This is a genomic window from Kitasatospora sp. NPDC056731 (assembly GCF_040687675.1).
Classification (GTDB): Bacteria; Actinomycetota; Actinomycetes; order Streptomycetales; family Streptomycetaceae; genus Kitasatospora.
The window spans coordinates 51,818-64,735 of the sequence record NZ_JBFBNR010000032.1 but is presented as its reverse complement, the minus strand read 5'-3'; the positions used below and the strand labels follow the sequence as shown (position 1 = coordinate 64,735).

The 12,918-nt window shown below is 75.3% G+C and carries 7 protein-coding genes; 6 read left to right on the top strand and 1 reads right to left on the bottom strand.

Annotated elements, in window-relative coordinates; translation table 11 throughout:
* Positions 1–184: 184 nt before the first annotated feature.
* Positions 185–3,832 (top strand): chromosome segregation protein SMC, encoded by a 3,648-nt coding sequence (smc, locus tag AB0R04_RS27775; RefSeq protein WP_363375931.1) that lies wholly within the window; start codon positions 185–187, stop codon positions 3,830–3,832.
* A 47-nt stretch (positions 3,833–3,879) separates the two neighbouring features.
* Positions 3,880–5,130 (top strand): signal recognition particle-docking protein FtsY, encoded by a 1,251-nt coding sequence (gene ftsY / locus AB0R04_RS27770; protein ID WP_363375928.1) that lies wholly within the window; start codon positions 3,880–3,882, stop codon positions 5,128–5,130.
* Between the two features lie 212 nt (positions 5,131–5,342).
* Here ftsY and AB0R04_RS27765 read toward each other — a convergent pair whose 3' ends face one another.
* The gene (locus AB0R04_RS27765) at positions 5,343–6,020 is read right to left on the bottom strand and encodes a bifunctional DNA primase/polymerase (RefSeq protein ID WP_363375925.1); all 678 of its coding nucleotides are present in this window, start codon (positions 6,018–6,020) and stop codon (positions 5,343–5,345) included.
* 605 nt (positions 6,021–6,625) lie between these two features.
* Here AB0R04_RS27765 and AB0R04_RS27760 point away from each other — a divergent pair.
* The 4 genes from AB0R04_RS27760 (at position 6,626) to AB0R04_RS27745 (ending at position 12,798) form a co-directional block, all read left to right on the top strand.
* A complete protein-coding gene (locus AB0R04_RS27760) occupies positions 6,626–8,080 on the top strand; it encodes a hypothetical protein (RefSeq protein WP_363375923.1) in 1,455 nt (484 codons plus the stop codon).
* 309 nt (positions 8,081–8,389) lie between these two features.
* Positions 8,390–9,814, top strand: coding sequence for an ammonium transporter (locus tag AB0R04_RS27755; RefSeq protein WP_363375921.1), 1,425 nt, complete (start codon positions 8,390–8,392; stop codon positions 9,812–9,814).
* The gene (locus AB0R04_RS27750; protein ID WP_063347683.1) at positions 9,811–10,149 is read left to right on the top strand and encodes a P-II family nitrogen regulator; all 339 of its coding nucleotides are present in this window, start codon (positions 9,811–9,813) and stop codon (positions 10,147–10,149) included. Before AB0R04_RS27755 ends, AB0R04_RS27750 begins: the two co-directional genes overlap by 4 nt.
* Before the next feature lie 216 nt (positions 10,150–10,365).
* Positions 10,366–12,798, top strand: coding sequence for a [protein-PII] uridylyltransferase (locus AB0R04_RS27745; RefSeq protein WP_363375918.1), 2,433 nt, complete (start codon positions 10,366–10,368; stop codon positions 12,796–12,798).
* The last annotated feature ends 120 nt before the right edge of the window (positions 12,799–12,918 follow it).

Genomic DNA, 12,918 nt, shown 5'->3' with positions numbered 1-12,918 from the left:
CCCGGTCCTCGCAGATCGACGCCGCTGTGCACTGAGCCGCTCCGAAAGGGACGCAGCTTGCAAGGGACGCCCGGTTGTGGCGTCCCTTCGTCGTGTCCGGGCCCGGGACGCGCGGCCCGCCGGGGATACAGTCGCCGTTGACGACAGGCCCCGGGCCCTGGCGAGCGACGAGGAGACCGGCCGCGTGCACCTGAAGAGTCTGACGCTGCGCGGGTTCAAGTCCTTCGCCTCCAGCACCACCCTGCGCTTCGAGCCCGGCATCACCTGCGTGGTCGGCCCGAACGGCTCCGGCAAGTCGAACGTCGTCGACGCGCTGTCCTGGGTGATGGGGGAGCAGGGCGCCAAATCGCTGCGCGGCGGCAAGATGGAGGACGTCATCTTCGCCGGGACCAGCGGGCGCGCCCCGCTCGGCCGGGCCGAGGTCAGCCTCACCATCGACAACGCCGACGGCGCCCTGCCGATCGACTACTCCGAGGTGACCATCACCCGGACCATGTTCCGCAACGGCGGCAGCGAGTACGCGCTCAACGGCGAGACCTGCCGCCTGCTGGACATCCAGGAACTCCTCTCCGACTCCGGCATCGGCCGCGAGATGCACGTCATCGTCGGCCAGGGCCAGCTGGACTCCGTCCTGCACGCCGACCCGATGGGCCGCCGCGCCTTCATCGAGGAGGCGGCCGGCGTCCTCAAGCACCGCAAGCGCAAGGAGAAGGCGCTGCGGAAACTGGACGCGATGCAGGTCAACCTCAACCGCGTCCAGGACCTGGTGGCCGAACTGCGCCGCCAGCTCGGACCGCTCGGCCGGCAGGCCAGGATCGCCCGCCGCGCCGCCGGCATCCAGGCCGACCTGCGCGACGCCCGGCTGCGGCTGCTCGCCGACGACCTGCTGGCCCTCCGGCAGGCCGTCGAGGCCGAGATCGCCGACGAGCTGGCACTGCGGCTGCGCCGCACCACCGTCGAGCAGGAACTGGCCGGTGTCGTCCAGCGCGAGGCCGTGCTGGAGGCGCAGGTCCAGCAGCTCGGCCCGAGCCTGGAGGCCGCCCGGCAGACCTGGTACCGGCTCTCCGCCCTAGCCGAGCGCACCCGCGGCACCATCGGACTGGCCGAGGCCCGCGCCCGGCACGCCGCCGCGGGCGGGCAGACCGAGGAGCGGCGCGGCCGCGATCCCGAGGAACTGGAACGGGAGGCCGCGCGGGTCCGCGAGGACGAGGCCGCGCTGGCCGAGGCGCTGGAGGAGGCGCAGTACGCGCTGGCCGAGGCGGTCGAACGCAGAAGCGAACTGGAGCGCGGGCTGGCCACCGAGGAGCGTCGCCTGCGGGACGCCGCCCGGGCCATCGCGGACCGCCGGGAGGGCCTGGCCCGGCTGCAGGGGCAGGCCGCCGCCGCCCGCTCCAAGGCGGCCTCCGCCGAAGCCGAGATCGGCCGGCTGACCGAGGCCGGCGGCGAGGCGCTGCTGCGGGCCGAGGCCGCCCAGGCCGAGTACGAGGAGCTCCAGCGGCAGGTCGGCGGCCCCGCCGGGGACGACGAGCAGGCCGAGGCCGCCCACCAGGAGGCCCGGGAGCGGCTCGCCGCCGTCGAACGCGACCTCGCCGCCGCCCGGGAGGCGGCCGGCGCCGCCGAGCGCGAACGGGCCGGGCTCACCGCGCGGCACGAGGCGCTCTCCCTCGGACTGCGCCGCAAGGACGGCACCGGCGCCCTGCTCGACGCGGGGGAGCGGCTGAGCGGACTGCGCGGTCCCGCGGCCGCGCTGCTGCGGATCGCCCCCGGGTACGAGGTGCCGGTGGCGGCGGCGCTCGGCGCGGCCGCCGACGCGGTCGCCGTCGACTCGCCCGGCACCGCCGCCGAGGCGCTGCGGCTGCTGCGCGCCGAGGACGCCGGCCGGGCCGCGCTGCTGATCGAGGGTGCCGGCCGGGCCGCGCTGCCGATCGCGGGTGCCGGTGAACCGCTCGCCGGCGTCGGGGAGTTGCCGGACGGAGCCCGCTGGGCCGCCGAACTCGTCCACGGGCCGGCCGGGTTGGTCGGCGCCGCGCGGGGCCTGCTGGCCCGGGTGGCGGTCGTCGACACCCTCGACGAGGCGCTGCGGCTGGTCGCCGACCACCCCGGGCTGACCGCCGTCACCGCCGCCGGGGACCGGCTCGGCGCCGACTTCGCGCAGGGCGGCTCCGACGGTGTGCCGAGCCTGCTGGAGATCCGGGCGGCGGTCGAGGAGACCGCCCGGGCGATCGCCGAACTCACCCTCCGTTGCGCCGAGTCGGCCGTACACCTGGCCGAACTCGCCGAGCAGCGAAGGGAGTCGGCCGCCGCCGTGGAGCAACTCGCCGAGCAGCGGCGGCGGCAGGAGAAGGAGCGTGCCCAGGTGGCGGGCGCGCTCGGCCGCCTCGGCGGGCAGGCCAGGGCCGCCGCCGGCGAGGCCGAGCGGCTGTCCGTCGCCGCCGCGCGGGCCGACCAGTGGCTGGCTGAACTCCTCGCTGCCGCAGAGGAGTTGGCCGAACGCCTGGCCGCGGCCGAGGACTCGGAGGATGCCGGGGAGGACGAGCCGGACACCGCCGAGCAGCAGCGGCTGGCCGAGGCCGCCACCGGCTCCCGGCAGGCCGAGCTGGAGGCCAGGCTCGCGGTGCGCACCCACGAGGAGCGGGTCCGCGCGCTCGCCGGCCGGGCGGACCAGCTGGACCGGGCCGCCCGCGCCGAGCGCGAGACGCGCGCCCGGGCCGCCGAGCGCCGCCGACGCGCCGAGCACGATGCCGGGGTGGCGAACGCCGTCGCGGCGGGCGCCCGGCAGCTGCTGGCCTGCCTGGAGGTGTCGCTGTCCCGCGCGGACGCCGGGCGGGCGGCGGTCGAGCAGGCCCGCGCCGAGCGCGAGACCGAACTGCGGGCGCACCGCGAGCACGGCCGCGGCCTCAAGGAGGAACTGGACAAACTGGTCGACGCCGGCCACCGGGACGAGGTGCTGCGGGCCGAGAAGCGGCTGCGGATCGAGCAGCTGGAGGCCCGGGCGCTGGAGGAGTTCGGCATCGACGGCGGCGAACTGCTCGCCGCCTACGGGCCGGACCAGCCCGTCCCGCCGTCGACCCCGGAAGAAGGAGGGGAGCCGGGGGAGCCGCGCCCGTACGACCGGGCCGAGCAGGAGAAGCGGCTCAGGGCGGCCGAGAAGGCGTACCAGCAACTGGGCAAGGTCAACCCGCTGGCGCTGGAGGAGTTCGCGGCGCTGGAGGAGCGCCACCAGTTCCTCGGGGAGCAACTGGACGACCTCAAGCGCGGCCGGCGCGACCTGCTGGACATCGTCCGGGAGGTGGACGAACGGGTCGAGCAGCTGTTCGCCTCGGCGTACCACGACACCGCCGCCCAGTTCGAGGGCGTCTTCGCCCGGCTGTTCCCCGGCGGCGAGGGGCGGCTGGTGCTGACCGACCCCGACCACATGCTCACCACCGGCGTCGAGGTGGAGGCCCGCCCACCGGGCAAGAAGGTCAAGCGGCTGTCGCTGCTGTCCGGCGGCGAGCGCTCGCTGACCGCGGTGGCACTGCTGGTGGCGATCTTCAAGGCCAGGCCCAGCCCGTTCTACGTGATGGACGAGGTGGAGGCGGCGCTCGACGAGACCAACCTGCGCCGGCTGGTCGGGATCATGGAGGAGCTGCGGGAGAGCTCCCAGCTGATCGTGATCACCCACCAGAAGCTGACCATGGAGTCCGCGGACGCCCTCTACGGCGTGACCATGAAGGGCGACGGCATCTCACAGGTGATCAGCCAGCGGCTGCGCGTCGGGGCACCTCCCGGCCGCCGGTCCGGAGGAGGACACCGGGAGCGGCCGGAGGCCGTCCGTACCGCATCGGCGTAGGGCGGCTGCGGTCCATCCGGGCTCCGGTCGCGGATACTGGAGCAGTTATGGAATACGTGATCCTTGCCGTAGTCATCGCCGTGGTCGCCATCGGCGCGATCGCCGGCCTCGTCGTTTCCGGCAGACGACGCCAGCAACTGCCCCCGAAGTCGCAGTCGCCGGTCATCACGGCGCCGCCGACCACCCCGCAGGAGCCCCAGGTCGGCGAGGAGGCCGCGCCGCCGACCGAGGAGCCCCGCCGCACCGTCGAGGAGGTGCAGCTCCCCGAGCTCGAGGCTCCGGCCGAAGCCTCGACCGGAGCCCCGGCCACGGCCCCGACCGAGGTCGAGGTCGAGGCCGCCGAGGCCGAGACGGCGCCCGCCGTCGAGGTCCCCGAGCCCACCGCGGGCCGGCTGGTCCGGCTGCGCTCCCGGCTCTCCCGCTCGCAGAACTCGCTCGGCAAGGGCCTGCTCTCGCTGCTCTCCCGCGAGCACCTGGACGAGGACACCTGGGAGGAGATCGAGGAGACCCTGCTGACCGCCGACGTCGGCGTGGCCCCCACCCAGGAGCTGGTCGAGCGGCTGCGCACCCGGGTGAAGGTGCTCGGCACCCGGACGCCCGACGAACTGCGCGCCCTGCTGCGCGAGGAGCTCGTCGAGCTGATCGGCAAGGACGCCGACCGCACCGTCCGCTCCACCAAGCACGCGGAGGGGCCGGCCGTGGTCCTGGTGGTCGGCGTCAACGGCGTCGGCAAGACCACCACCACCGGCAAGCTCGCCCGCGTCCTGGTCGCCGACGGCCGCAAGGTGGTGCTCGGCGCCGCCGACACCTTCCGGGCCGCCGCCGCCGACCAGCTGCAGACCTGGGGCGAGCGGGTCGGTGCGCGCACCGTGCGCGGACCGGAGGGCGGTGACCCGGCCTCGATCGCGTTCGACGCGGTCAAGGAGGGCATCGCCGAGGGCGCCGACACCGTGCTGGTGGACACCGCCGGCCGGCTGCACACCAAGACCGGCCTGATGGACGAGCTGGGCAAGGTCAAGCGGGTCGTCGAGAAGCACGGCCCGGTGGACGAGGTGCTGCTGGTGCTGGACGCCACCACCGGCCAGAACGGCCTGATCCAGGCCCGGGTGTTCGCCGAGGTGGTCGACATCACCGGCATCGTGCTGACCAAGCTGGACGGCACCGCCAAGGGCGGCATCGTGGTCGCGGTCCAGCGCGACCTGGGCGTGCCGGTCAAGCTGGTCGGCCTGGGCGAGGGTGCGGACGACCTGGCGCCGTTCGAGCCGGGCGCGTTCGTGGACGCGCTGATCGGGGACTGAGGCCCCGTACGCACGAAGGGTCCGCTCCGCGAGGGGCGGGCCCTTTCGCGTTGCCGCCCGGGACCGGAGGGGTGCCCGGGACCGGAGGAGCGTGCCGAGGCGGAGGAGTTCGTCGACTCGGAGGAGCGCGCCGAGGCGGAGGAGTTCGTCGACTCGGAGGAGCGCGCCGAGCTGGAGGGGCGCACGCCGAGGCGCGTGGGGCGCGCTGAGGCCTACGAGGCGAGCCAGGCGGGTTCGGCGGTGCGCTCGCGGCCGCGGTGGCAGGCGTAGGCGAGGGTGCCGAGCAGCAGCCGGGCCTCGGGCGGGCAGCCGGCGTTGTCGCGGGTGGGGCGGCGCAGCCAGCGGACCGGGCCGAGCGCGCCGAGCACGGTGGGCGGGGCGGCGACGTAGCTGCCCTCGCCGTGGCAGGTGAGGTCGAGCGCGGCGTCGTCCCAGCCCATCCGGTAGAGCAGGTCGGGCAGCCGACGGGCGGCGCCGGCGGCGACCAGGAACTGCAGCCGGCCGGTGGGCGCGGCGAGCACCGGGCCGACCTGGGTGCCCATCCGCTCCAGCCGGACCAGCGCCTGCAGTCCGGCCTGCTCGGGGACGTCCAGGACGTCGAAGGCGCGGCCGGTGGGGAACAGCACCGAGCCCCCGGCGAGCGCCTCCTGGGACCGGTCCTCGCCGCCGGGTACGGGATGCAGGCCGGGCGCGGCGCAGCGGTCGGAGCCGCAGGGACAGCGGGTCGGGGCGGTGGCGGAGCCGGCCGGGGCGCCGGTGGCGACCGTCCAGCCCCAGCGGCCGGTGTACTCCGCGGCGGCTTGGGACGCGGTGACCTTGGTGCGGCGGCGCGCGCCCAGTGGCGTCAACCGCAGGTGTCCCAGTCGAAGTTCGCCGAACAGGTTGTCCATGCCTCCCCCAACAGGTTCCCGTCGCCGATGGTTACGGGATGGTGACTGTGTGTTGATTGTCCGTTGCGTGGTGCGTTGTGCGGTGGCGGCGTGCAGCGCCCGGTGTGCGCCTGTCGTGGTGGTGCGCCTCGAGCGCCGCCTTGTGGCTGGCGGCACCGATGCCGGATCGTGGGGTGGGCGAGGCGGCCGCCGATCAGGGTGGGCGGCGAACTCGCCTGTGACTGCGGTGGGTTGCCGGGGCTGCCGGGTTTCGCCGGTGGCCTGGGCGGCCCGCATATGCCGGGCCGTCGGACCTACCTAGTGAAGCGCGTGGGCCGTGGCTTCGGTTCACTCGTGGGGGTGGCGAAAGGTGGCGTTTCGCCAGGGCCGCTCCCGTGGGCGCCGCGCGGGGCATTACGTTCAGCACACGGACGTCTTCGTGGAATCGACTCCGGTCCGCCAGGGCGCGGGAGTTGGGAACCTGACGGTCCGTCCGTAACGATGGCACACCAGTGCGAGAGCGTGGTACGGCAACACCTCAGGCACGGCACGTCTGGCAAGGGCCCGAAACCGTCGGGCGTCACGATCGGGGCCCCGAGGGGGCCGGGCGGGATGGGGACGTTCCCATGGCAGAGAAGCAACCCAACGAGAAGCTGACCACCTGGTTCGCCCGCAGCGGCTGGTCCAAGGGCGAGCTGGCCCGCCAGGTCAACCGCCGGGCCCGGCAGATCGGCGCCCACCACGTGTCCACCGACACCTCACGGGTGCGCCGCTGGCTCGACGGCGAACAGCCCCGCGAGCCGATTCCCAAGATCATGTCAGAGCTCTTCTCCGAGCGCTTCGGCTCGGTGGTCTCGATCGAGGACCTCGGCCTGCGCGCCGCGATCCCGGTCTCCACCGTGGGCGGCGGCGTCGACCTGCCGTGGAGCGCGCCGCAGACCGTCCAGCTGATCAGCGACTACTCCCGCAGCGACCTGATGCTCAACCGCCGGGGCTTCCTCGGCACCTCGCTCGCGCTGACCGCCGGCGCCGCGCTGATCGAGCCGATGCAGCGCTGGCTCACCCCCGGCCCGACCGGCGCCCCCACCCCGATCCTCGCCGCGGCCAACGGCGGCGACCCGTTCACCGGCCGGCTGTCCGAGCCCGAGCTCGAACTGCTGGAGCAGACCACGGTCATGTTCCGGCAGTGGGACGCGCAGAACGGCGGCGGGCTGCGCCGCAAGGCCGTCGTCGGCCAGCTCCACGAGGTCACCGACCTGCTCCAGGAGACGTACAACGAGAACACCACCCGGCGGCTGTTCCGGCTCACCGCCGAACTCGCCCACCTGGCCGGGTGGATGTCGTACGACGTCGGGATGCACCCGAGCGCGCAGAAGTACTACGTGCTGGCCCTGCACGCCGCCAAGGAGGCCGGGGACCGCCCGTTCGGCGCACTCATCCTCACCGACATGAGCCGCCAGATGATCCACCTCAACCGGGGCGAGGACGCCCTGGAGCTGATCCACCTGGCGCAGTACGGCAGCCGGGACACCGCCAGCGCGCGCCAGCAGTCCCTGCTGTACGCGATGGAGGCGCGCGCCTACGCCACCATCGGCGAGGTGAACCGCTGCGCCCGGGCCGTCCGGCTGGCCGAGGACACCTTCACCGACATCCGCGAGGGGGAGGCGGAGCCGGACTGGCTGAAGTTCTTCTCGCCGGCCGAGCTGAACGCCGAGAACGCGCACTCCTTCCGCGACCTCGCGTACCACTCCGACAACGCCCAGCTGTACGCCTCGATGTCCGCGCCGGTGATGGAGCGCGCGGTCGACCTGTTCCGCCAGGACGGCGATCACGTGCGCTCGTACGCCTTCAACCTGATCGGCATGGCCAGCGTCCACCTGCTGCAGCGGGAGGCCGAGCAGGCCGCGGTGATGGCCGAGCAGGCGGTGGACATCGCCACCAAGGTGCGCTCGGAGCGGCTGAACTCCCGGGTCCGCAAGACCACCGAGGCCGCGGCCGCCCGGTTCAAGGGCGTGGACGCGGTGAGCCGGCTCAAGGAGCGCGTCGTCCAGGACATCCCCGAGTACGTCTCGGTGGTCTGAGCACCCCGAGCCCGTGGGCCGCGGACCCGGCCCGAGGACCCCGCCGACCGTGACGGCCGCCGCCGCCACGGTCGGTGGCCGTCGTGCCACCGGCCGTCCCGTTCGGCGGCACGGTAACCCGTTCGGCCCTGCGGCACGGCCGTCGTTCACGCAGGTGTAACCCGGGCGTCGCACGCGTCACGGCCGCGAAACAACGAGCCGCACTGGCCGAAACCAGCCTTCGGCACTCTCCTCTTCATCGCCGACACCCCGGGTGGCACGGGACGGGTAATCCGGGTTTGGATCGGCTTCCACGCAGAGGAGACGCCGATGCCGGACGGCTTCAGCGCGGGCGACACCGCCTTCGTGCTCATCAGTGCGGCCCTGGTCATGGTGATGACCCCGGGCCTGGCCTTCTTCTACGGGGGCATGGTCAGGGCCAAGAGCACCCTGAACATGCTGGCGATGAGCTTCCTCTCGCTCGGCATCGTCAGCGTGCTCTGGGTCCTCTACGGGTACTCGCTCAGCTTCGGACCCGACTCCTTCGCCGGTCTCATCGGCAACCTGGACTTCCTCGGGATGCGCGGCATCGGCCTGAACGACCTCACCGGGACCATCCCGGTCACCGCGTTCGCCACCTTCCAGCTGATGTTCGCGATCATCACCCCGGCGCTGATCAGCGGCGCGATCGCGGACCGGGCCAAGTTCGGCGCCTGGGGCCTGTTCATCGCGCTCTGGGTGACCGTCGTCTACTTCCCGGTCGCGCACTGGGTGTTCTTCTTCGACGGCGGCCACGGCGGCTGGCTGGGCGACCGCAACGGCGTGATCGACTTCGCCGGCGGCACGGCCGTGCACATCAACGCGGGCGTGGCCGGCCTCGCGCTCTGCCTGGTGCTGGGCAAGCGGGTCGGCTTCAAGAAGGACCCGATGCGCCCGCACAGCCTGCCGCTGGTGATGCTCGGCTCCGGGCTGCTGTGGTTCGGCTGGTTCGGCTTCAACGCGGGCTCGGCGCTGGCCGCCAACGGCGTCGCCGCGATGGCGATGGTCAACACCCAGGTCGCCACCGGTGCGGCGCTGGTCGGCTGGCTGGTCTACGAGAAGCTCAGGCACGGCGCGTTCACCACGCTGGGCGCCGCCTCCGGCGCGGTGGCCGGCCTGGTCGCGATCACCCCGGCCTGCGGCTCGGTCAGCCCGCTGGGCGCGGTGGCGATCGGCCTGATCGCCGGCGCGGTCTGCGCCGCCGCGGTCAGCCTCAAGTACCGCCTCGGCTTCGACGACTCGCTCGACGTGGTCGGCGTGCACGCGGTGGGCGGCGCGATCGGCTCGCTGCTGATCGGCCTGTTCGCCACCGGCGGGGTCGGCCAGACCGCCAAGGGCCTGTTCTACGGCGGCGGGCCGGCGCAGCTCGGCAAGCAGGCGATGGGCGTGGCCGTGGTCGCGGCGTACTCCTTCGTCCTCTCCTGGCTGCTGGCGAAGGCGATCGACAGGACGGTCGGCTTCCGGGTCGCCGAGGAGGTCGAGGTGGCCGGCATCGACCAGGCCGAACACGCCGAGTCCGCCTACGATTTCAGCGCGGTGGGCGCGGGCCTGGCGCGGGCCCTGCCGGGCCTGGTCGGTGCCGCGGCGGCCGCGAGGTCCGCGGAGAAGCCCGCCACCGGGAAGACCGCCGCCGAGCCCGCCGCCAAGGCTGCTGGGAAGGCCGCCGACAAGACCACCGCCGAGCCCGCCGAGAAGACCGAGGTCGACGCCCGATGAAGCTCATCACCGCCGTGATCAAGCCGTACCGCCTGGACGAGGTGAAGGCCGCCCTACAGGCCTTCGGGGTGCACGGCCTGACCGTCACCGAGGCCAGCGGCTACGGCCGCCAGCGCGGCCACACCGAGGTCTACCGGGGCGCCGAGTACACCGTGGACCTGGTCCCCAAGGTCAGAATCGAGGTGCTGGTCGAGGACGAGGACGCCGACGAGCTGATCGAGGTCCTGGTGAAGGCCGCCCGGACCGGCAAGATCGGCGACGGCAAGGTCTGGAGCGTCCCGGTCGACACCGCCGTCCGGGTCCGCACCGGCGAGCGCGGGCCGGACGCCCTCTGAGGGACCTTCGCCGAGGGCCCTTCGTCGAGGGACCTTCGCCGAGGGCCCCGAACCGTAGGACGCGCCGCAGGCGGGCCCGCCGCCCCCGAGGGGTCGCGGGTCCGCCGACGGCGCATCGGCGCCGGGCCGCCCGCAGGCCGCCCGCGGACCTCCCAGCGGCCGCTCGCAGGCCGTCCGGCGCCGCCCGCTCAACCGCACGACGGACGGGACCACGCCATGACCACCGAGACCAGCCCTCCCGACTACGGCGCCTCCCGGGCCGCGCTGCTCGCCGGCCCCGGCCCGGCCGGGCGGCCCCGCCGCGCGGCTCTCGCCCGGCTCACCGACGACTGGCTGGCCGGTCTGCTCGCCGCCGGCGGCCCGCCCGGCGGCCCGCCCGGCGTCGCGCTGGTCGCGGTCGGCGGCTACGGGCGCGGCGAGCTGTCCCCGCGCAGCGACCTCGACGTCCTGCTGCTGCACGACGGCCGGCTCGACCCCGACCTGCCCGAGCGGATCTGGTACCCGGTCTGGGACGCGGGCGCCGCGCTCGACCACTCGGTGCGCACCGTCGCCGAGGCCCGGTCCGTCGCCGCCGCCGACCTCAAGGCCCAGCTCGGCCTGCTGGACGCCCGCCACCTCGCCGGGGACCAGGCGCTCACCGCCGCCCTGCGCTCCGCCGTGCTCACCGACTGGCGCGCGAGCGCCCCCGCGCGCCTGCCGGAGCTGCGCGACCTCGGGCGGGAGCGGGCCGAGCGGCACGGCGAGCTGTCGTTCCTGCTGGAGCCCGACCTCAAGGAGGCCCGCGGCGGCCTGCGCGACGCCGTCGCGCTCAACGCCGTCGCCGCGACCTGGCTCGCCGACGCCCCCCGGGACGGCCTGGACGCCGCCGCGCTGCGGCTCGCCGACGTCCGCGACGCGCTGCACCTGGCCACCGGCCGGGCCACCGAGCGGCTCGGCCTCCAGGACCAGGACCAGGTCGCCGAACGGCTCGGCGTGCTGGACGCCGACACCCTCCTGCGCCAGGTCTACGAGGCCGCCCGCACCATCGCCTACGCGAGTGACGTCACCTGGCGGGCGGTGGACCGGGTGCTCGCCGCCCGGTCCGGCCGGGGCCGCCGGGCCGCCCGGCTGGCCTTCCCGTTCACCGGCGCCGGGCGCGGCGCGGGCGCGGTGGCCCGGGGCACGGTCGCACGCCGGCCGCTCGCCGAGGGCGTGGTCGAGCAGGACGGCGAGGCGGTGCTCGCCCAGGGCGCCCGCCCGGCCGCCGACCCGGTGCTGCCGCTGCGCGCCGCGGCCGCCGCCGCGCAGAACGGGCTCACCGTCTCGTACGCGACGGTGCGCCGGCTGGCCGCCGAGTGCCGCCCGCTGCCGGTGCCCTGGCCGGACGAGGCGCGCGAGCAGCTGGTCACCCTGCTGGGCGCGGGCGAGGCGGCCGTCCCGGTGTGGGAGGCGCTGGAGGCGGAGGGACTGGTCACCCGGCTGCTGCCGGACTGGGAGCGGGTGCGCTGCCGTCCGCAGCGCAACGCCGTGCACCGCTGGACGGTCGACCGGCACCTGGTGGAGACGGCGGTGCGGGCCGCGGCGATGACCCGCCGGGTGGCCCGGCCGGACCTCCTGCTGGTCGCCGCGCTGCTGCACGACATCGGCAAGGGCTGGCCCGGCGACCACAGCGAGGCCGGCGAGGTCATCGTCCGTGACGTCGCCGCCCGGATGGGCTTCGGCCCCGAGGACACCGAGACCTTGGCGGTGCTGGTCCGCCACCACCTGACCCTGGTCGACACCGCGACCCGACGGGACCCGGACGACCCGGCCACCGTCGAGGCGATCACCAAGGTGGTCGGCACCGCGGCCCAGCTGGAGCTGCTGCACGTGCTCACCGAGGCGGACGCGCTGGCCACCGGCCCGGCCGCGTGGAGCGGCTGGCGGGCCTCGCTGGTGGACGGCCTGGCGGCCCGGGTCGCCGCCCGGCTGGCCGGCGCCTACGCCGCGCCGGTGGAGGCCGCGCCGACCGCCGCGCAGGAGCGGCTCGCGGTGGAGGCCGCCCGGACCGGCGGGCCCGCCCTGTCGCTGCTGGCGCAGTCCGAGGGGGCGGACCCGGGCGCCGAGCCGATGGGCGTCGAGCTGACCCTGGCCGTCCCGGACCGGCCCGGACTGCTCGGCACCGTCGCCGGGGTGCTCGCGCTGCACCGGCTGGCCGTCCGTTCGGCCGGCCTGCGCGAGCTGGACCCGATCGGCGCCGGCCCGGTGCTGCTGCTGTCCTGGCGGGTGGCCGCCGAGTTCGGCGAGCTGCCGGAGGCCGCCCGGCTGCGGGCCGACCTGCGCCGGGCGCTGGACGGCTCGCTGGACGTCGCGCGCCGGCTGGCCGAGCGGGACGCCGCCGCCCCGCGCCGCCGGGGCATCCCCACCCCGCCGCCGGTGGTCGCGGTGGCGCCCGCGGTGGCCTCGGCGACCGCGACCGTCCTGGAGGTCCGCGCGCACGACGCCCCGGGGCTGCTGCACCGGATCGGCCGGGCGCTGGACGGGGCGGGCGTGCGGGTGCGGACGGCGCACGTCTCGACGCTGGGCGCGGAGGCCGTCGACTCCTTCTACCTGACCGACGGGGCGGGTCGGCCGCTCGCCGCCGGGCGGGCGGGGGAGGTGGTGGCGGCGGTCCGGGCGGCGCTGGGCTGAGTCGCGCCGGGGCCCGCCGGATTCCGCCGGGGGTCGGTCCGCCGGGGTCCGCCGACGTCTGCCGAGGCCTGTTCCAAGGCCTGTTCCGAGGCCCGTTCCGAGGTCGTGGCAACCCGGGTG

What these genes read in the sequence shown, in the direction of transcription:
- ftsY (WP_363375928.1), top strand. Translation starts at nt 3,880, where the DNA reads ATGGAATACGTGATCCTTGCCGTAGTCATCGCCGTGGTCGCCATCGGC.
- AB0R04_RS27765 (WP_363375925.1), bottom strand. Translation starts at nt 6,020, where the DNA reads ATGGACAACCTGTTCGGCGAACTTCGACTGGGACACCTGCGGTTGACG.
- AB0R04_RS27760 (WP_363375923.1), top strand. Translation starts at nt 6,626, where the DNA reads ATGGCAGAGAAGCAACCCAACGAGAAGCTGACCACCTGGTTCGCCCGC.
- AB0R04_RS27755 (WP_363375921.1), top strand. Translation starts at nt 8,390, where the DNA reads ATGCCGGACGGCTTCAGCGCGGGCGACACCGCCTTCGTGCTCATCAGT.
- AB0R04_RS27750 (WP_063347683.1), top strand. Translation starts at nt 9,811, where the DNA reads ATGAAGCTCATCACCGCCGTGATCAAGCCGTACCGCCTGGACGAGGTG.
- AB0R04_RS27745 (WP_363375918.1), top strand. Translation starts at nt 10,366, where the DNA reads ATGACCACCGAGACCAGCCCTCCCGACTACGGCGCCTCCCGGGCCGCG.